The organism is Cupriavidus sp. FW216-B1 (genome assembly GCF_058789195.1).
Map to the genome: position 1 here is coordinate 116,609 of NZ_JBYTEL010000009.1, position 19,249 is coordinate 135,857.

15 protein-coding genes and 2 riboswitches are annotated in these 19,249 nt (G+C 71.1%); of the genes, 6 read left to right on the top strand and 9 right to left on the bottom strand.

Features of this window, described 5'->3' with window-relative positions:
* Positions 1-46 precede the first annotated feature (46 nt).
* Both AC3WXD_RS19805 and AC3WXD_RS19810 read left to right on the top strand, forming a co-directional pair.
* On the top strand, positions 47-1,270 hold the full coding sequence (locus AC3WXD_RS19805; RefSeq protein ID WP_454732360.1) for a cation:proton antiporter: 1,224 nt from the start codon (positions 47-49) through the stop codon (positions 1,268-1,270).
* Positions 1,270-2,385 (top strand): YbdK family carboxylate-amine ligase, encoded by a 1,116-nt coding sequence (locus tag AC3WXD_RS19810; RefSeq protein ID WP_020200440.1) that lies wholly within the window; start codon positions 1,270-1,272, stop codon positions 2,383-2,385. Before AC3WXD_RS19805 ends, AC3WXD_RS19810 begins: the two co-directional genes overlap by 1 nt.
* Positions 2,386-2,459: 74 nt before the next feature.
* On the opposite strand, the gene AC3WXD_RS19815 is transcribed toward AC3WXD_RS19810, so the two are convergent.
* The 7 genes from AC3WXD_RS19815 to gcvT all read right to left on the bottom strand — a co-directional run bounded on the left by AC3WXD_RS19815 (position 2,460) and on the right by gcvT (position 10,419).
* The gene (locus AC3WXD_RS19815; protein WP_492324503.1) at positions 2,460-3,197 is read right to left on the bottom strand and encodes an MBL fold metallo-hydrolase; all 738 of its coding nucleotides are present in this window, start codon (positions 3,195-3,197) and stop codon (positions 2,460-2,462) included.
* A gap of 76 nt (positions 3,198-3,273) precedes the next feature.
* The gene (locus AC3WXD_RS19820) at positions 3,274-3,597 is read right to left on the bottom strand and encodes an EthD family reductase (protein ID WP_020200438.1); all 324 of its coding nucleotides are present in this window, start codon (positions 3,595-3,597) and stop codon (positions 3,274-3,276) included.
* A 101-nt stretch (positions 3,598-3,698) separates the two neighbouring features.
* On the bottom strand, positions 3,699-5,075 hold the full coding sequence (locus tag AC3WXD_RS19825) for an L-serine ammonia-lyase (protein WP_020200437.1): 1,377 nt from the start codon (positions 5,073-5,075) through the stop codon (positions 3,699-3,701).
* Positions 5,076-5,112: 37 nt separating this feature from the next.
* Entirely contained in the window at positions 5,113-5,655 is a 543-nt protein-coding gene (locus tag AC3WXD_RS19830; RefSeq protein WP_059410907.1) for a DUF421 domain-containing protein, read from the bottom strand.
* A gap of 108 nt (positions 5,656-5,763) precedes the next feature.
* Positions 5,764-8,688 carry an aminomethyl-transferring glycine dehydrogenase gene (gene gcvP, locus AC3WXD_RS19835; protein ID WP_492324504.1) on the bottom strand — a complete coding sequence of 975 codons (2,925 nt, stop codon included), beginning with the start codon at positions 8,686-8,688 and terminating at the stop codon, positions 5,764-5,766.
* A 120-nt stretch (positions 8,689-8,808) separates the two neighbouring features.
* On the bottom strand, positions 8,809-9,189 hold the full coding sequence (gene gcvH, locus AC3WXD_RS19840; RefSeq protein ID WP_020200434.1) for a glycine cleavage system protein GcvH: 381 nt from the start codon (positions 9,187-9,189) through the stop codon (positions 8,809-8,811).
* A gap of 102 nt (positions 9,190-9,291) precedes the next feature.
* Entirely contained in the window at positions 9,292-10,419 is a 1,128-nt protein-coding gene (gcvT, locus tag AC3WXD_RS19845; RefSeq protein ID WP_020200433.1) for a glycine cleavage system aminomethyltransferase GcvT, read from the bottom strand.
* 98 nt (positions 10,420-10,517) lie between these two features.
* A riboswitch (glycine riboswitch) is annotated at positions 10,518-10,657 on the bottom strand.
* 21 nt (positions 10,658-10,678) lie between these two features.
* Positions 10,679-10,766, bottom strand: a riboswitch (glycine riboswitch).
* 220 nt (positions 10,767-10,986) lie between these two features.
* Here gcvT and AC3WXD_RS19850 point away from each other — a divergent pair.
* Positions 10,987-13,080 (top strand): UvrD-helicase domain-containing protein, encoded by a 2,094-nt coding sequence (locus tag AC3WXD_RS19850; protein ID WP_492324505.1) that lies wholly within the window; start codon positions 10,987-10,989, stop codon positions 13,078-13,080.
* Between the two features lie 235 nt (positions 13,081-13,315).
* On the opposite strand, the gene AC3WXD_RS19855 is transcribed toward AC3WXD_RS19850, so the two are convergent.
* Positions 13,316-14,047 carry a dioxygenase family protein gene (locus tag AC3WXD_RS19855; RefSeq protein ID WP_492324506.1) on the bottom strand — a complete coding sequence of 244 codons (732 nt, stop codon included), beginning with the start codon at positions 14,045-14,047 and terminating at the stop codon, positions 13,316-13,318.
* Positions 14,048-14,531: 484 nt separating this feature from the next.
* On the opposite strand from AC3WXD_RS19855, the gene AC3WXD_RS19860 reads away from it, so the two are divergent.
* From AC3WXD_RS19860 to hemN, 3 genes are all read left to right on the top strand, one after another.
* Positions 14,532-15,272, top strand: a complete 741-nt coding sequence (locus tag AC3WXD_RS19860) for a response regulator (RefSeq protein WP_029043056.1) — start codon at positions 14,532-14,534, stop codon at positions 15,270-15,272.
* Positions 15,244-16,464 carry an ATP-binding protein gene (locus AC3WXD_RS19865; protein WP_155887893.1) on the top strand — a complete coding sequence of 407 codons (1,221 nt, stop codon included), beginning with the start codon at positions 15,244-15,246 and terminating at the stop codon, positions 16,462-16,464. The genes AC3WXD_RS19860 and AC3WXD_RS19865 overlap by 29 nt, the downstream gene beginning before the upstream one ends.
* A 368-nt stretch (positions 16,465-16,832) precedes the next feature.
* Positions 16,833-18,242, top strand: coding sequence for an oxygen-independent coproporphyrinogen III oxidase (gene hemN / locus AC3WXD_RS19870; RefSeq protein WP_492324561.1), 1,410 nt, complete (start codon positions 16,833-16,835; stop codon positions 18,240-18,242).
* Positions 18,243-18,361: 119 nt separating this feature from the next.
* Here the strand turns inward: hemN and AC3WXD_RS19875 are convergent, their stop codons facing one another.
* Complete coding sequence (locus tag AC3WXD_RS19875) at positions 18,362-19,243, bottom strand: c-type cytochrome (protein ID WP_492324507.1); 882 nt, start codon at positions 19,241-19,243, stop codon at positions 18,362-18,364.
* Between the last annotated feature and the right edge of the window lie 6 nt (positions 19,244-19,249).

Consider the following 19,249-nt stretch of genomic DNA (forward strand, 5'->3'; position numbering starts at 1 on the left):
CCTGTCGGACAAACTCTGACACGGAATGTCATGGCGCTCCGTTACCATGTCACCCATGAATGGACTGAGCCAATTGTTTCCAAGCCTGCCGCTGGCACCGGGCGGACTGTTCTGGGTCGGGCTGGCGCTGGTCGGGGCGGGCCTGGCGGGCGAGGTGTGCCGCGGCTACCTGCGGCTGCCGCGCATCGTCGGTTATGCCGCCACCGGGCTGCTCGCGGGCATGCTCGGGCGCGGCATCGTCACCGACGACATGATCGCCCAGACGCGCATCCTGATCGACATGGCGCTCGCGCTGGCGCTGTTCGAGCTGGGCCACCGCCTGTCGCTGACGTGGCTGCGCGCCAACCGCTGGCTGCTGTTTACCAGCGCCTTCGAGAGCCTGCTGACCTGGGGGCTGGTGGCGGCCGTGCTGCAATGGATGGGCGTGACGCCGGCGGTGGCCATCCTGGCCGGCGGCATCGCGGTCAGCACCTCGCCGACCATCGTGCTGCAGTTGAAGAACGAACTGCGCGCCGACGGGCAAGTGACCGAGCGGCTGCTGGCGATGGCCGCGCTCAACAGCATCTATGCCGCGGCCATCGTGCAGGTCGCCACCGGCTGGCTGCATTCGGAGTACGGCAACCTGGGGGCCGCGCTGCTGCATCCGCTCTACCTGCTGGTGGGCTCGTGCCTGCTGGCCTGGGCGGTGGGCAAGCTCGGCCACGCCATCTACGCGCGCATGGCCTCGGACGACCACTACAGCTTCCTGGTGCTGGTGGGGCTGGTGCTGTTCACGCTGGCGCTCACGCGCGTGCTCAAGCTGTCGATGCCGCTCACGCTGATGCTGGCCGGCGTGGTGTTCAAACACCAGGACAGCCAGCCGCGCGTGTGGCCGGCGCACTTCGGCAGCGCTGGCAGCCTGCTCATCATCGTCATGGTGGTGTCGCTGGGCCTGCCGCTGACCGCGCACGACTGGGCCATCGGCGGCGGCGCCGCGGTGGCGCTGGTGCTGCTGCGCCACCTCGCCAAGCTGGCCGGCGTGGCCTCGCTGGGGTCGTTCTCGGGCCTGAGCCTGCGCCAGTGCGTGGCGCTGGGCCTGGCGCTGGCGCCGATGTCGGGCCTGGCCTACCTGCTGATGAGCGACGTGGCGCGGCTCTATCCCGCCACCGGCGAGCCGCTGGCCGCCATCATCCTGTGCACGCTGGCGATCGAGCAGTTGCTGGGGCCCGCCGTGGCCGCCTGGGCACTTCGCTATGCGGGCGAGGTCAGAGGCAATGGAGGAGGGCGCTGATGTCACTCGAACCGTTCAAGCACTCCGAGGCGCTGACCTTCGGCGTGGAGCTGGAGCTGCAACTGGTCAACCGCCACGACTATGACCTGGCGCCGTTCGCGCCGGACCTGCTGCGCGCGCTCAAGGGCGCCCAGCACGCCGGCGACATCAAGCCCGAGATCAGCCCGTCGATGATCGAGATCAGCACCGGCATCTGCCACAGCTACGCCCAGGCGCTGGACGAGCTCGGCACCATGCGCGACCTGATGGTGGACGCCTCGCGCTCGCTCAACCTCGGCATCTGCGGCGGCGGCACGCACCCGTTCCAGCAGTGGGCCGACCGCACCATCTCCGACTCGCCGCGCTACCAGTACATCTCCGAGCTGTACGGCTACCTCGCCAAGCAGTTCACCGTGTTCGGCCAGCACGTGCACATCGGCTGCCCGAGCGCCGACGAGTCGCTGTTCCTGCTGCACGCCATCGGCCGCTACGTGCCGCACTTCATCGCGCTGGCCGCGTCGTCGCCGTTCGTGCAGGGCGTGGACACCGGCTTCGCCTCGGCGCGGCTGAACTCGGTCGCGGCCTTCCCCATGAGCGGGCGCGCGCCGCACCTGCTGACCTGGGATGCGTTCACCGCCTACTTCGAGAAGATGCGCAAGACCGGCGTGATCGAAAGCATGAAGGACTTCTACTGGGACATCCGCCCCAAGCCGGAATTCGGCACCATCGAGGTCCGCGTGATGGACACGCCGCTGACCGTGCAGCGCGCCTGCGACGTGGCCGCCTACATCCAGGCGCTGGCGCGCTACCTGCTGCTGTCGCGCCCGTTCATGCCGCAGGAAGACGATTACCTGGTCTACACCTTCAACCGCTTCCAGGCGTGCCGCTTCGGCCTCGAAGGCGAGTACGTGCATCCCAACGAGCTCACGCGCATGCCCATCGCCGATCACATCGTGTCGATCTGCGACGCGCTGGTGCCGCACGCCGAGGCGCTCGGCTCGCTCGACGCGCTGGCCAATATCCGCGCGCTGGCGCGCAGCCGCGACGGCGACGCCGAGCGCGTGCGCCAGATCGACGCCGACACGCGCAGCCTGCGCGAGACCGTGCGCCAGACCTGCGACAGCTGGGCGGGCTGAGCCGCCGCGCTTTCTGCCCTCCGCCTTCCTCCTTCCGCCTTCCGCCTTCCGGGCCTGGCCCGCGCCGCCCGCCGCTAGGCCCCGTGCGGCACCTGCTCGCCGTCGCGCAGCCCGAGCCGCTGGTTGGCGGGCACGGCCACGTCCATCAGCCTGGGCCTGGGCAGCATGAGCTGGCCCATGATCTCGATGAACTGGGCGCGCGTGCGGCCGGCCACGCGGCTGTTGTGCGCGCGCTCGTGGCCGATGGTGGATTCGGTGCGGCCCTTGTAGTCGTGGGCGGGATAGACCAGGGTGTCGTCCGGCAGCGTGAAGAGCTTGCGCGTAAGGCTGTCGTACAGCGTGCCGGCGTCGCCGGACTGGAAGTCGGTGCGGCCGCAGCCGTCGATCAGCAGCGCGTCGCCGGTGAAGACGCGGCGCACGGTGCCCGCCGGCGTGGGTTCTTCCCACAGGTAGCTCATGCTGCCGGCGGTGTGCCCGGGCGTGTGGAGCGCGCGCAGCACCTGGGTGCCGAACCGCAGCGTGTCGCCGTCGATCAGCTGCATCTGCGCGGGGCGGATGTCGCAGCCCGAGGGCGCCGCGGTGCGCGCGCCGGTCTGCTGCGCGAGGTGGCCGGCCGAGGTGATGTGGTCGGCATGCGCATGGGTTTCCACCACCCATTCCAGCCTGGCGCCGCTGGCCTGCAGGCAGGCCAGGTCGCGCTCGAGCTGGCGGTCGACCGGGTCGATCAGCAGCGCCTCGCGCGTGGTGGCGTCGATCAGCAGGTAGGTGTAGGTCGACGAGGTCTCGTCGAACAACTGGTGGAAAGTCTGCATGGCGGCCCGCCCGGTCGGTGGTTTGCTCGCATGATAGCGCCGCGACACGCGCGCGCGGCGCCATTCTTGCCGGTCGTCAGCCGATCTCCACCACTTCGCTGACCTGCACCACCGGCACCGCGTCGGTGTAGTTGGGGATGTCCTGCTGCAGTTCCTTGCCCGCCGCCCTGGAGGCCGCCGCGAACTCGGGCAGCGAATCGAACAGGATGTGGCACATCGCCGTGTAGGCCGGGTCGGAGCCCGGCGCGCCGCCACCCAGGCCGCGCTCCACCGCCACGCCGCGGTAGCCGGGCTGGGCGCCGTACAGCTCGGCCACGCGCGGCATGTGGCGCGCGCGGTAGTAGTCGAAATCGAACCTGCCGTCCTTGCGGTACGGATAAAGGATGCTGATCTTGATCATGCCGGGTCTCCGTTGTGGCGCGCGTGGCGCGTCGTGATGGCGTAGCCGGGCTAGCGTAGCAGAAAGCGCCGGTTCGGCTTGCCACGGGCGACGCGCGCGCCTCAGCACTCCACGATGTTCACCGCCAGCCCGCCGCGCGCCGTTTCCTTGTACTTGGTCTTCATGTCGGCGCCGGTCTCGCGCATGGTCTTGATGACCGAGTCGAGCGACACGTAGTGCTCGCCGTCGCCGCGCAGCGCCATGCGCGCGGCGTTGACGGCCTTGACCGAGGCCATCGCGTTGCGCTCGATGCACGGGATCTGCACCAGCCCGCCGACCGGGTCGCAGGTCAGCCCGAGGTTGTGCTCCATGCCGATCTCGGCGGCGTTCTCCACCTGCCCGGGCGTGCCGCCCATCACTGCGGCCAGCGCCCCGGCGGCCATCGAGCAGGCCACGCCGACCTCGCCCTGGCAGCCGACCTCGGCGCCGGAAATGGAAGCGTTGAGCTTGTACAGCATGCCGATCGCGCCGGCGGTCAGCAGGAAATCGATCACGCCCTGCGGGCTGGCGCCCGGCACGAAGCGGTCGTAGTAGTGCAGCACCGCCGGGATGATGCCGGCCGCGCCGTTGGTGGGCGCCGTCACCACGCGCCCGCCGGCGGCGTTTTCCTCGTTGACGGCGATCGCGTACAGGTTGACCCAGTCCATCACCGAGAGCGGATCGGCCAGCGCGCGCTCGGCGTGCTCGGTCAGGTTGCGGAACAGCTCGGGCGCGCGCCGCCGGACCCTGAACGGGCCGGGCAGCTCGCCGTCGGTGCGGCAGCCGCGCGCCACGCACGCCTGCATCACCGCCCAGATGCGCAGCAGCCCGGCGTTGACCTCGGCTTCGCTGCGCCACGCGCATTCGTTCTCCATCATCAGGCGCGCGATGCTCTTGCCGCTGGCGGCGGCCATCTCCAGCATGGCGCGCCCGCTGCGAAACGGGTGCGGCAACTGCCGGTCGGCGTCGAGGATGTGCGTGTTGGCGGCGCCGGCCGTGACCACGAAGCCGCCGCCCACCGACAGGTAGCGCCCCTCGCGCAGCGGCTGCCCGGCCGCGTCGAAGGCATGGAACTTCATGCCGTTGGGATGCTCGGCCAGCGCCTCGCGCCGGTAGAAGACGATGTGCTCCTTCTCCACGAACGGCACCGGGTGCGTGCCCAGCAGCGCCAGCGTGCGCGCCGCGCGCAGCGCGGCCAGGCGCTGCTCGATGGTGTCGGGATCGACCCCGTCGGGCGTCTCGCCCAGCAGGCCGAGGATGACGCCGCGGTCGGTGCCGTGGCCGCGCCCGGTGGCGCCGAGCGAGCCGTACAGCTCGACGCGCACGCTGGCCACGCGCGGCAGCAGGCCGTCGCGCGCCAGCCCCTGGGCGAACATCAGCGCCGCGCGCATCGGGCCGACGGTGTGCGAACTGGACGGGCCGATGCCCACCTTGAACAGATCGAAGACGCTGACTGCCACGGCATGGCTCCTGGGGGCGGGACTGCTGGCGCCGGCTTCAGATCGGCGCGTCGCTATCGTTGTTGATGGGGGCGCGCCACAGCGAGGTGGCCGCGTCGCGCGGCGTGGCGGGCGCGTCCTTCCTCACCATCACGCTGATGGTGCCGTCGTTCTCGAGAATGGCGAAATGCACATCCGCCACGCGCTCGCAGCCGGCATGGCGCAGCGCCTTGTGCAGGTCGTCGCGGCTGATGAGGGCGTTCTTCATCACGTCGGGATAGATCTGCCCTTCGTGGATCAGCACCTGCGGGCGCCCCTCCACCACGTTCTCGAAGCGCCGGCTGCGCCAGCTCAGCCAGGCCAGCAGGAGGTTGGCGCCGATCAGCGTCACCGCCAGGATCAGGCCGGCGGTGACGGAGTTGTCGCCGGCGTTCATCGAATTCTGCACTGCGTTGGACAGCACCAGCAGCAGCACCAGGTCGAGCGAGGTCAGCTGCCCGATCTGGCGCTTGCCCGAGAGCCGCAGCAGCACCAGCAGGCTGCCGTAGACGATCAGTCCGCGCAGGACGAATTCCCACCAGGGGGCGCTGAGATTCCACATCGGCCAGACCTCCGCTCAGGCGCGCCGGCACGTGCCGGCGCCTGCCTGCCGCAGCATAGCGCGGCGGCGGCGTCCGCGTCTGTCGGACGCCGCCCGACCAGCCCGCGTTCAGTCCTGCTGCGCGTATTCGCTCATCGGCACGCACGAGCAGAACAGGTTGCGGTCGCCGTACACGTTGTCGGCGCGGCCCACCGGCGGCCAGTACTTCTGCGTGCGCAGCGAGGCCACCGGGTAGGCGGCTTCCTGGCGCGTGTACTTGTGCTCCCAGGCGTCGGCGGTGATGACCGCGGCGGTGTGCGGCGCGTGCTTCAGCGGGTTGTCCTCGCGGTCGAAGCTGCCGTCCTCCACGCGCGCGATCTCGCCGCGGATGGCGATCATGGCGTCGATGAAGCGGTCCAGCTCGTGCAGCGACTCGCTCTCGGTCGGCTCGATCATCAGCGTGCCCGGCACCGGGAAGCTCATGGTCGGCGCGTGGAAGCCGTAGTCCATCAGGCGCTTGGCCACGTCCTCGTTGGAGATGCCCGTGGCCTTCTGCAGCGGGCGCAGGTCGAGGATGCACTCGTGCGCGACCAGGCCGTGCTGGCCCGTGTACAGCACCGGGAAGTGCGGCGACAGGCGGCGCGCGACGTAGTTGGCGGCCAGGATGGCGTTCTCGGTGGCGGCGGTGAGGCCGGCCGAGCCCATCATGGCGATGTACATCCACGAGATCGGCAGGATGCTGGCCGAGCCGAACGGCGCGGCCGCGACGCCGCCGATGCCGTTGTCGTCGCGGCGGTAGCCCACGCTGTCCTGGTTGGGCAGGAAGTCCGCCAGGTGCGCGCCGACCGCCACCGGGCCCACGCCCGGTCCGCCGCCGCCGTGCGGGATGCAGAAGGTCTTGTGCAGGTTCAGGTGCGAGACGTCGCCGCCGAACTGGCCCGGCGCGGCGGTGCCGACCATCGCGTTCATGTTGGCGCCGTCGACGTAGACCTGGCCGCCGTGCCTGTGCACGATCTCGCAGATCTGCTGCACGCCCTGCTCGAACACGCCGTGCGTGGACGGGTAGGTGATCATCACGGCGGCGAGGTTCTGGCTGTGCTGCTCGGCCTTCTTCGCCAGGTCGGCGAGGTCGACGTTGCCGTGCTCGTCGCAGGCCACCACCACCACCTTCATGCCGGCCATCTGCGCCGAGGCCGGGTTGGTGCCGTGCGCGGACGACGGGATCAGGCAGATGTCGCGGTGGCTTTCGCCGCGGCTGGCATGGTAGGCGTGGATGATGAGCAGGCCCGAGTACTCGCCCTGCGAGCCGGCGTTGGGCTGCAGGCTCACGGCGGCGTAGCCGGTGGCCGCGCACAGCATGGCTTCGAGCTGGTCGATCATTTCGCGGTAGCCCACGGTCTGGTCGAGCGGCGCGAACGGGTGGATGTTGCTGAACTCGGGCCACGTCACCGGGATCATCTCGCTGGTGGCGTTGAGCTTCATGGTGCACGAGCCGAGCGGGATCATGGTGCGGTCCAGCGCGAGGTCCTTGTCGGCCAGCGCGCGCAGGTAGCGCAGCATCTCGTGCTCGGCGTGGTGCGTGTTGAACACCGGGTGCGTCAGGTAGGCGCTCTGGCGCGCCAGCGCGGCCGGGAAGGCGTCCTGCACGGTGGCTTCGAGCGCGTCGAACACGGGCACCGGCTTGCCCTGCGCGAAGATCTCCCACAGCGCGACCACGTCCGCGCGCGAGGCGGTCTCGTCCAGCGAGATGCCGATGCGGTTGGCGCCGGCATGGCGCAGGTTGATGCCGCGCGCGGTGGCGGCCGCGTGGATGGCCTCGGTGTGGAAGCCGCTCACCAGCGTGAGGGTGTCGAAGAAGGCCGCGTTGGCGCGGGTGTAGCCGAGCGCCTCCAGGCCGGCGGCCAGCGTGGCGGTCAGGCGGTGCACGCGCTGCGCGATGCGCTTGAGGCCGTGCGGGCCGTGGTACACCGCGTACATCGACGCCATCACCGCCAGCAGCACCTGCGCGGTGCAGATGTTGGAGGTGGCCTTCTCGCGGCGGATGTGCTGCTCGCGCGTCTGCAGGGCCAGGCGGTAGGCCTGGTTGCCCTGCGCGTCGATGGTCACGCCGACCAGCCGGCCCGGCATCGAGCGCTTGAACGCATCCTTGACCGCCATGTAGCCGGCGTGCGGGCCGCCGAAGCCCAGCGGCACGCCGAAGCGCTGCGAGTTGCCGATGGCCACGTCGGCGCCCCATTCGCCGGGCGCGGCGATCAGGGTCAGCGCCAGCAGGTCGGCGGCGGCCACCACCAGGCCGCCGGCGGCGTGCACGGCCTCGGCGATGGCGCGGTAGTCGGCCACGTCGCCGTTTACGCCCGGGTATTGCAGCAGCACGCCGAACGCATGCGCGCCGGCGGCGTCGGCCGCGGGCCCGACCTTGACCTCGATGCCCAGCGGCAGCGCGCGCGTGCGTACCACTTCCAGCGTCTGCGGCAGCACGTCGTCGGCGACGTAGAAGGTATTGCTGGCGTGCTTGTTGACCCGCTGCAGCAGCGTCATGGCCTCGGCCGCGGCGGTGCCTTCGTCGAGCATGGAGGCGTTGGCGATGTCCAGGCCGGTCAGGTCGGTCACCATCTGCTGGAAGTTCAGCATGGCTTCCAGGCGGCCCTGCGAGATCTCCGGCTGGTACGGCGTGTAGGCGGTGTACCAGGCCGGGTTCTCGAAGATGTTGCGCAGGATGACGCCCGGCGTGAGCGTGTTGTAGTAGCCCTGGCCGATGAAGCTCCTGAGCACCTGGTTCTTGCCGGCCAGCCCGCGCAGTTTCGCCAGCGCGGCTTCCTCGGTCAGCGGCTCGGTGAACTCGCCCAGCGGCATGCCGTCGCGGCGGCGGATGGCGGCGGGGATGACGGCGTCGATCAGCGCGGCGCGGCTGCCGTAGCCGAGCACCTCGAGCATGTGCTGCTGCTCGGCGGCGTCGGGGCCGATATGACGGGAAGCGAAGGCGTCGCGCGCCTCCAGTTCGGCCAGCGTGGGCCGGGCACCTTGGGCGGCGGTGGTGGGAAGCGGGGCGTTCATGGCAAGAACCTCGTTGGGCGCGCGGCGGCAGGTGGTCGGCCTGGCCGCCGCGCATCGGTATTCAGTCGCCGTTCCCGCGGCATGGCGGCCGCGCGGGAACGGCGGGAGTGTGGCGGGGCGTCAGGCGCCGACGCTGGCCTTGTAGGCGTCGGCCGACATCAGGCCGTTGACGTCGTCGCTGTTGGCCGGCTTGAGCTTGAACAGCCAGGCATCGAAGGCGTCGGCATTGACGCTTTCCGGCGCGGCCACGGCGGCGTCGTTGATGGCGATCACTTCGCCGGCCACCGGGGCGTAGATGTCGGACGCGGCCTTGACCGATTCCACCACGGCCAGCGCGTCGCCCGCGCCCACCGACTTGCCCACTTCGGGCAGTTCCAGGAACACGATGTCGCCCAGCGCGTCCTGCGCGTGGTCGGTGATGCCGATGGTCAGCGTGCCGTCGGCTTCGACGCGCACCCATTCATGGGACTCGGTGTACTTCAGGTCGGCGGGGAAAGTCATGGAATTCTCCAGATGCGGTTTGTTGTTCAGCGCCAGCCGGGCGGGGGATCGCGTGGAGCGGGGGTGGCCGCCGGCGGGCGCGCTGTGACCGGGTGCGAGCGTTCAGCTCACGAGTGCCTTGCCATTGCGCACAAACGGCAGTTTAACCACAGTCGCGGCGAGTTTGCGGTCGCGGATCTCGACCTGCACCTCGGCGCCGGCGGCAACGCCGAGCGGCAGGCGGGCAAAAGCGATGGACAGGGACAGCGAGGGGCTGAAGGTGCCGCTGGTGATCTCGCCCTCGCCGGCCGCGGTGATCACTTTCTGGTGCGCGCGCAGCACGCCGCCCTTCTCGCGCAGGATCAGGCCGGTGAACTGGCGGGTCTGGCCGGCGGCGGCGAGCGCCGCCTTGCCGGTGAAGTCGCGCTCGCTCTGCAGGTCCACGGTCCAGGCCAGGCCGGCGTCGAGCGGCGAGGTGTGGATGTCCATGTCCTGGCCGTACAGGTTCATGCCGGCTTCCAGGCGCAGCGTGTCGCGCGCGCCCAGGCCGGCCGGGCGCACGCCGGCGGCGTTCAGTTTTTCCCACAGGCCGGCGACGTTCTCGGCCGGCACCACCAGCTCGAAGCCGTCCTCGCCGGTATAGCCGGTGCGCGCCACCATGACCTCGCCCAGCGCGGGGTCCTGCACCACGATGGCGTTGAACGGCTTGAGCGCCTCGCTCGGCTGGGTGGCCGGGAAGGCGCTCCACACCTTGGCGCGCGCGTTCGGGCCCTGCACCGCGACGATGGCCAGCGGCGCGGCGCCGGCCGGCGCGTTGTCGCCGCGGCGCGGGGTGATGGCCACGCCGCTGCCGGTGGCGGCATTGCGCGCGCGGATCCATTCGATGTCGCCGTTGGCGGTGCCGGCGTTGACCACCAGGCGGAAGCGGTCCTCGGCAAAGAAGTAGACGATCAGGTCGTCGATGACGCCGCCGCGCTCGTCGAGCATGCACGAGTAGAGCGCCTTGCCCGGCGTCTGCAGCTTGTCGACGTTGTTGGCCAGCAGGCCGCGCAGGAACGCGCGCACGTTGGCGCCGGCCAGGTCGACCACGCACATGTGGGACACGTCGAACATGCCGGCGTCGGTGCGCACGGCGTTGTGTTCTTCGATCTGGGAGCCGTAGTTGACCGGCATGTCCCAGCCGCCGAAGTCGACCATGCGGGCGCCGAGCGCGCGGTGGATGGCATTGAGGGGCGTGGCCTGGAGCGTCATGTAGTCCTCGGGGGAAGCGGAAATCTCGGTTCGGAAACGAAAAAAGGGTCATCCGCCGCATGGCCGGCGCGCATGGCGCTGCCGGATCCGCTGCGGCGGATGACCCCTCTGTCCTCGATACCTGAGAGATTACAAGGCGGTCCCGCGGACCAGTGCCTTGCGCGCCCCTTCGGTGGGCACGCTCGCCATGCCTTGCGCTGCGCGCAGGCGGCGGGTGCCGCTCTCCAGAGTACGGCCTGCATCGTGTGCATGTTGCGGGCCGATCCGACCAGTCCTTGGTGCCTGAGAGTTTTCGGGTGATACCCCTTCGGCGGCGCAGGCTCTGCGCGCTCTCCCGGTCGGATGGCGCGACTCTACAGGCAGCCCCGGTGGCTTGTCAACGCACGGCGCCGGGCCGGCGGGGGCGGACCCGCCGCCGTGTTAACATCTGCCGCTGCGGCCGCCCGCGGGATCGCCGTCCCGGTGCCGCGGTCTTCACAGGCAGCCCTGGCCGCTTTGTCCTTGCCGGTCCTTGCCGGGCCCGCGCCCGCCATTTCGCCATCCGCTTCCGCCACCACGCCCCGACGCATGACCCACGGACTCAATCCCGCCCAATCCGAAGCCGTCCGTTATCTCGACGGACCCTGCCTGGTGCTGGCCGGCGCCGGCTCCGGCAAGACGCGGGTGATCACGCAGAAGATCGCGCACCTGATCGAGGACAAGGGCTTCGAGCCGAAGCACATCGCCGCCGTGACCTTCACCAACAAGGCCGCCAAGGAGATGCAGGAGCGCATCGCCAAGCTGATGGAAGGCAAGACCACGCGCGAGGGCCGCCGCATCCCGCTCAAGCAGATGACGGTGAGCACCTTCCACTCGCTCGGCGTGCAGATCCTGCGCGCCGAGGCCGAGCACGTGGGACTCAAGCCGCGCTTTTCCATCATGGACTCGGACGACTGCTTCGGCCTGGTGCAGGAGCAACTCGCCACCACCGACAAGAAGCTGATCCGCAGCGTGCAGAGCACGATCTCGCTGTGGAAGAACGGCATGGTCGATCCCGAGACCGCCATCGCCATCGCCGAGAGCGCCGACGATCACCAGGCCGCGCTGGTCTACCGCAACTACGTGGCCACGCTGCACGCCTACCAGGCGGTGGACTTCGACGACCTGATCCGCCTGCCGGCCGAGCTGTTCGCGCGCGACGAGGCGGTTCGCATGAAATGGCAGAACCGCCTGCGCTACTTCCTGGTGGACGAATACCAGGACACCAACGCCTGCCAGTACGCGCTGCTCAAGCAGCTCGCCGGCGGCTCGCACCTGCGCGCGCCGGCCTTCACCGCGGTCGGCGACGACGACCAGGCCATCTACGGCTGGCGCGGCGCCACGCTCGACAACCTGCGCCTGCTGCAGACCGATTTCCCCGGCCTCAAGGTGGTCAAGCTCGAGCAGAACTACCGCTCCACGGTGCGCATCCTGGAAGCGGCCAACGCGGTCATCGCCAACAATCCCAAGCTGTTCGACAAGAAGCTGTGGAGCGAGCACGGCATGGGCGACCCGATCGCCGTCAACCCGATGAACGACGAGGAGCACGAGGCCGAATCCGTGGTGTTCCGCCTGTCCGCGCACAAGTTCGAGCGGCGCGCGCAGTTCCGCGACTACGCCATCCTCTACCGCGGCAACCACCAGGCGCGCCTGTTCGAGCAGATCCTGCGGCGCGAGCGCATTCCCTACGTGCTGTCCGGCGGCCAGAGCTTCTTCGACCGCGCCGAGATCAAGGACATCTGCGCCTACCTGCGCCTGATCGCCAACGCCGACGACGATCCCGCCTTCATCCGCGCCATCACCACGCCGCGCCGCGGCGTCGGCAACGCCACGCTGGAAGTGCTCGGCACCTTCGCCGGGCAGGCCAAGGTGTCGCTGTTCGAGGCGGCCATGATGGGCGGCATCGAAGGCAAGCTGCAGCCGCGCCAGCTCGAGCCGCTGCGCGTGTTCTGCGAGTCGATGGTGCGCCTGGCCGGCCGCGCGGCCAGCGATCCGGCCAGCCAGGTGCTCGACGACCTGATGGAAGGCATCCACTACGAAGCCTACCTGTACGACACCTTCGACGAGCGCCAGGCCCAGTCGCGCTGGACCAACACGCTGGAGTTCCTCGACTGGCTCAAGCGCAAGGGCACCCGGCCCGAGGGCGCCGAGGGCGAGGCCACCGGCTTCGACACCGCCGACGGCTTCGGCGACGAAGGCAAGAACCTGCTCGAGCTGACCCAGACCGTGGCGCTGATGAGCATGCTCGAAGGCCGCGAGGAAGATCCCGACGCCGTGCGCCTGTCCACGCTGCACGCCTCCAAGGGGCTGGAATACCCGCACGTGTTCCTGGTCGGCGTGGAAGAGGGCATCCTGCCGCATTGCCGCGAGGACGAAGACCTCGGCGACGAGAAGATCGAGGAAGAGCGCCGCCTGATGTACGTGGGCATCACGCGCGCCCAGCGCAGCCTGCAGATCAGCTGGTGCAAGAAGCGCAAGCGCGCGCGCGACACCTACTCGTGCGAGCCCTCGCGCTTCATCGGCGAGATGAAGCTCGAGGAAGCGCCCGCGCCGGCCGACGCCACCCCCGCCATGAGCCCCAAGGACCGCCTCGCCGGGCTCAAGGCGCTGCTCGGCACGCCCGGCAAGACCACCGCGTCCTGACGCCCGCGCCGGCGGCGCGGCGTACAAAGTCGATACATTGGCCTACAAGCGGGACAAGATCGGCGCCCGCCGGCCTCCTAACATCGCGGGTGCCCGGACTGCTGCACAGGTCCGGGCGCCGCGCCGTTCCGTCCCTTCGGAGTCGGCGTGGCCGGGCGACATGCCCGACTTCTTCCCTGTTTCGACGCCCCCGCACCCTGCGTCCGGGGGCGTTTTTTTTATGCGCCCGCGCGGCTCACGGGCGCGCCACCCCCACCAGGAATTCGCCCTCCAGCAAGCCGCTTTCGTTGGGGCGGTGGACCATCACGAAGCCCGGATGCGCGCCGGCGAGCGGGTCCTGCCGCACCGTCACCGGCGACGGGCCGCGCGCGCGGTAGGCGGGATGGCTGGTATGCACGAGCTGGCTGAGCCGGTCGTCGAAGAACATCTGGGTGGTCAGCACGCCGTGCTCGCCGAGATGGATCTTCAGGTGGATGTGCACCGCGCGCGGCGCGTACCAGCCCGGGTAGATGGTCAGGAACTGCGCGCTGCCGTCGCGCCGGGTGGCTTGCGCGCCGCGCAGGAAGCGCTGCGCACCGGCGGGCGCGGCGGCCACCGGCGCGGAAGCCTCGCCGGCGGCCGGCGGCGGCTCGGCCCGCTCGAAGCCGCTGTAGTGCCCGCCGGCATCGCAATGCCAGATGCTGGCCACGGCGCCGGCCACGCGCGCGCAGTTGCGCGCGGTATCCAGCACGATCACGCGCAGCCGCAGCGGCTGGCCGGGGCGGCGGTCGCGGATGTCGCTGCGCATCAGGGATTCGTCGATATAGAACGGGCCTTCGGCCCGCTCCGGCGTCAATGCGCACAGCGGCGGCGCGGCGCCGGCCTCGCCCGCCAGCCCGAGCAGGCCCGCGCCCAGCGCGCCGCCCACGCCGCCGAGTCCGCCGATGAAGCGGCGCCGGCCCTGGTCCGGCAAGGGGCTATCGCGCATCTCGGCGGTCCTCCCGGCGGCGCGGCGCAGCACTGGGTACGCCTGCCGTCGCGCTGCCCGGCGATTCCGGCAATTCGGGCGAGGCTTGCATGGGATTCATGGCGGTCTCCAGTGGCGGGCGCGGGGCGCCGGCTGCATGCCGATCGCTTCCAGCATAGCCCGGGGGCGGCCGAAACAAAGCGGTGCGGCGTGCACATGTTGATCTTAGGACGCCCGGCGCTGGGCAAGAGCGGAAAGCCGGGCGCCTGCGTGCGCCGCCGCGCATGCCGCTCGCCGCCGGCACGCGCGGCCTTGTGTCGATTCTGATACAAAGAGGCCACACCGCGCCCATCAGCGCGCGCCGCCATGCTGGTAGAGTGATCGCCTGGCGCAGGCCATGCGCCAGCCTGCCTTGGCGCGCCGCGCCGCGCGCGCGCCGATCCCGGGCGCCGCCGCGCCGCCAGCCATGCCGCCTACCGCCGCAACCTGCCACACCGATACCCCGATGGACCTGTCCCCCGCTTCGCCCCTGCACCTGCTGGTCGTCGACGACGATCCGCAGATCCGCGCCATGCTGGCCGAATATCTCGCCACCTTCGGCATCGAGGCCGACGGCGCCGAGGGCGGCGCCGCCATGCGCGCCGCGCTGGCCGCGCGCGACTACGACCTCGTGGTGCTGGACCTTTCGCTGCCCGGCGAGAACGGCCTGGCGCTGTGCCGCGAGATCCGCGAGCGCGGCGACCTGCCGGTCATCATGCTGACCGCGCGCACCGAGCTGGCCGACCGCGTGGTCGGCCTCGAAGTGGGCGCCGACGACTACGTCACCAAGCCGTTCGAGATGCGCGAGCTGGTGGCGCGCATCCACACCGTGCTGCGCCGCGCGCGCGCCGGCGCCGGCGCGGGCCTGAAGCGCCCGGCGACGGTGGCCGGCCACGAACTGCGCTTCGGCAGCTGGCGGCTCAACACCACGCTGCGCCAGCTCGTCGACGGCGAGGAAACCGTGGTGCCGCTGTCCAACGCCGAATTCCGCCTGCTGCTGGCCTTCATCGAGCATCCCAACCGCGTGCTGGACCGCGAGCTGCTGATCAACCAGGCGCGCGGCCGCGACCTGGACGTATTCGACCGCAGCATCGACCTGCTGGTCTCGCGCCTGCGCCAGAAGCTGCGCGACGACCCGCGCGACCCGGCGCTGATCCGCACCGTGCGAGGCGAGGGCTATGTCTTCACCGGCACCGTCGAAGGCTGAGCGCGCGGGCTGGGTGGCCCGCCATGACACGATGTTCGTGCGGCTGTTCCTGGTGATGATGGCCATCATGCTGGCCGTGCACGTGCTGGGCGTCACCGTGATCGAGAGCATCTTCCCGCGTCCGGGCGAGATCGGCATCGCGCTGGTGCCCGGCGACGAACCGCCGCCCGACGACGCGGGCCCGCCCCGCGCCGGCGGCCCCGGCGCCGGTCCCGCTGCTGGTTCCGATACCGGCCCCGCTGCTGGCGCCACCACCGGCTCCGCCGCCGCTGGCGGCGCGCCGCGCGCGGACGCGGGCGGCGCCATGCCCAGGCATCACCACCTGCATCCGCCGCGCGGCCTGGGCCCGCCGCGCCTGGGCCTGCTGTTCCAGTTCGCCGCCATCATCGCCGCCTCGTGGGCCGGCGCGCGGCTGCTGGCGCGCCCGGTGCAGAGCCTGGCCAGCGGCGCCGGCCGGCTGGCGCAGGACGTGCACGCGGCGCCGCTCGACGAGGACAGCGGCCCGGCCGAGGCGCGCGCCGCGGCCCGCGCCTTCAACCACATGCAGCGGCGCATCCGCACGCAGCTCGCGCAGCAGTCGCGCTTCCTGGCCGCGGTGTCGCACGACCTGCGCACGCCGCTCACGCGCATGAGCCTGCGCATCGAAGGCGTGGACGACAACCGCGTGCGCTACCGCCTGCGCCAGGACCTGGCCGAGATGAACGGGCTGATCGACGCCACGCTCTACTACCTGCGCGAGCGCGACGGCAACGCCGGGCCGCGCCAGCGCGTGGACGTGCACGCGCTGCTGCAGGCCGTGGTGGACGACGCCACCGAGATCGGCCAGGACGTCACCCTGGCCGGCGCCGCCGCGCCGCTGCTGGCCTACCCGGCCGAGCTGCGCCGCGCGGTGGTCAACCTGGTGGAGAACGCGCACCGCTACGGCGGCAGCGCGCGCATCGAGCTGGCCGACAGCGCGGAGCGCGTGGTGATCGACGTGTGCGACAGCGGGCCCGGCATTCCGCCCGAGGACATGGCGCGCGTGCTGGAGCCGTTCTACCGGCTGGAGACCTCGCGCAGCCGCGCCACCGGCGGCGTCGGCATGGGTTTGTCGATCGCCTCGGACATCGTCGCGCGCCACGGCGGCGAGCTCAACCTCGCCAACCGCCCCGAAGGCGGCCTGCGCGTGCGCATCACGCTGCCGCGCGCCTGAGCGCGCCGGCGATGCGGGGTGACGCCGGCGCCCGCGGGAAGATGCCGGGAAGCCGCCGGGGTGACGCCAAGGTGGCGTCCGGGTGGTGTCCGGCCACGCCAGCCCGGCGCGGCGCGACGCCGCTTGATGTCGATCAACGCCCGCCGGGCCGCCCGCCTCTAGGATGGGCGATCGACATCCGACACGAAGGCCGCCCCATGTCCGCGCCAGCCCCCGCCCCGCACCCCGCCAGCAGTCCGTCCACCCGATCCATCGCGCTGTCCGCCGCCGGCCAGCCGCGCGCCTGCTCCGGCAACTGCGGCGCGGCCTGCACCGGCAAGCAGCCCGGCGGCCACGCGCTGGCGGATTTCCGCGCGCTGGCCGGGCGCATGGACATCAACGGGCCGCGCTATACCTCCTACCCCACCGCGGACCGCTTCCACGGCGGCTTCGGCGAGGCCGACTACCTGCAGGCGCTGGCCGACTGCGCCGCGCAGCCGGCGCCGCTCTCGCTCTACGTGCACATCCCGTTCTGCGAGAACATCTGCTACTACTGCGGCTGCAACAAGATCATCACGCGCGACCACGGCCGCAGCGGCCGCTACGTGCACTATCTCGTGCGCGAGATGGCGCTGGCCGCCGCGCGGCTCGGCGCGCGGCGCGAGGTGGTGCAGTCGCACTGGGGCGGCGGCACGCCGACCTTCCTCGACGCGGCCGAGATGCGCCGCGTGATGGACGCCATGCACGCGCACTTCGACCTGCTGCCCGAAGGCGAGCACTCCATCGAGATCGATCCGCGCCGCGTCGGCGACGCGCAGATGGCGCTGCTGGCCGAGCTCGGCTTCAACCGCGTCAGCCTCGGCGTGCAGGATTTCGACGCCGAGGTCCAGCAGGCCATCCACCGCGTGCAGTCGCAGGCCGAGACCCGCGCCGTGGTCGACGCCGCGCGCCGGCTCGGCTTCCGCTCGGTCAGCATGGACCTGATCTACGGCCTGCCGCACCAGACCGCGGCGCGCTTCGCCGCCACCGTGGAACAGGTGCTGGCAATGCGCCCGGACCGGCTCTCGGTGTACAGCTACGCGCACCTGCCGCACGTGTTCAAGCCGCAGCGCCGCATCGACGAGCGCGCGCTGCCCGCGGCCGCGGAGAAGCTCGACATCCTGGTCGGCACCATCGCGCAGCTGACCGCAGCCGGCTACGTCTACATCGGCATGGACCACTTCGCGCTGCCCGACGACGCGCTCGCCGTGGCCCAGCGCGAAGGCCGGCTGCAACGCAACTTCCAGGGCTACTCGACCCACGCCGGCCACGACCAGCTCGGCTTCGGCGTGTCCTCGATCGGCGCGGTCGCCGGGCGCTACGTGCAGAACGCGCGCACGCTCGACGAATACTACGGCGCGCTCGACCACGGCACGCTGCCGGTGATGCGCGGCTTCGCCACGGACGCGGAAGACCGCCTGCGCCGCGAAGTGATCGGCGCGCTCATGTGCAACGGCGTGCTCGACATTGCCGCGCTCGAGGCCCGCGCGGGCATCGACTTCGCCACGCATTTCGCGGCCGAGCTCGACGAGCTCGCCACGCTGGCCGGCGACGGCCTCGTGCGCATCGAACCCGCGCGCATCGAGGTCACGCCGCTGGGCCGCCTGCTCGTGCGCCGTGTGGCGATGGTGTTCGACAGCTACCTGCGCGCCGATGCCGGCCGGGCTGCCCAGGCCGCCGCGCCGGCGCGCGACGCTGATGTGGGTACGCCGGTGAAGACGCCCGCGGAGGCGCCGCTGCGCTACTCGCGCGTGGTCTGAAACCAGCAAGTTCGCCGCGTCGGCATCGACGCGGTACCAATGCAGTCCCAAGCAAAAGCCCGGCGCACGCGCCGGGCTTTTGCTTGGGACTGCCGGCGCCGCAACGGGCGCCGGGAGCATTACTTCGCGGCGTTCGCCATGTAGTCCACCGCGGCGAGCACGTCGGCATCCGGGCCGGCGTAGCCGCCCTTCGGCGGCATCACGCCCTTGCCCTTGAGCGCGAACGCGTGGACCGCGTCCATGCCTTCCTTCAGGCGCGGCGCCCAGGCCGCCTTGTCGCCGAACTTCGGCGCGCCGGCGACACCGGCGGCGTGGCAGGCGGCGCAGACCTGCTCGTAGACCTTCTTGCCCACGTCGGCCGAAGCCGGCGCGGCGGCGGCTGCCGCCGGAGCCGCAGCGGCAGGCGCGGCCGCAGAAGGCGCCGCGGGTGCGGCCGCCGCCGCCGGCGCTGCGCCGGCATCGGACGCGGCCGCCGTGGCGCCGCCGGCCGGTGCTGCCGGCTCGGGGAACTTGGCGCCGCCGGCGTCGGCCATGTAGACCACCGCGCGGCCGAGCTCGTAGTCGGAATAATCGTCCGGCGTGGTGCCGGCGCGCGGCTGCATGGCGCCCTTGCCGTGCAGCACGGAATTCAGCAGGCCCTCGAAGCCCTGGCCGATGCGCGGCGCCCAGTCGCCCGCGTTGCTGTACTTCGGCGCGCCCGCGGCCCCGGTGGCGTGGCACGCGGCGCACACTTCCTTGTAGACCTGCTCGCCCGTCTTGAAGACGCGCGGCGCGTTGGGATCCTTCAGTTCGAGAGAAGCGACCGGCTTGATGCGGTCATTGACGGCTTCGACGGTGGTGGAAGCGCCCGCGCCTTCCTTGGAGCCATGTCCGACGAAATTGACCAGCAGGATGATCACGATGATCGGCACCAGGAAGGCCGCGATCACCACTGCGATCAACTGCTTGGGGGTCTTGATGGGAGACTCGTGTTCTTCGTGCTCGTTTTGGACGTCGCTCATGCTGAA